The 216-nt window shown below is 62.0% G+C and carries 1 protein-coding gene; it reads left to right on the top strand.

Annotation, left to right across the window (positions count from 1 at the left end; translation table 11 throughout):
• The coding region (locus ACZ9W6_RS17755; protein ID WP_465192504.1) for a hypothetical protein at positions 1-216 on the top strand (216 nt) is incomplete at both ends.

The following is a 216-nucleotide window of genomic DNA, read 5'->3' as shown; positions in this document are numbered from 1 at the left end:
TCAGCCTGGCCGGCCAGACACTGAGCGGCAGCGATACCCTGAAGATCCGGGTGGTGGATACTGCCGGCAATGCCGGTACGGTCTACTCGCAGGCTTATGTGCTGGACAGCACCACACCGACCAATACGATCAGTACCCTCCAGTTCTCGGCCGATACCGGTTCTTCCAGCAGCGACTTCATCACCGCGACGGCGGCACAGGATCTCTCCGGCACGC

This window comes from Vogesella lacus, from assembly GCF_979366295.1.
The sequence above is the reverse complement of the archived record's forward strand: the minus strand, read 5'-3'. Positions and strand labels throughout refer to the sequence as shown.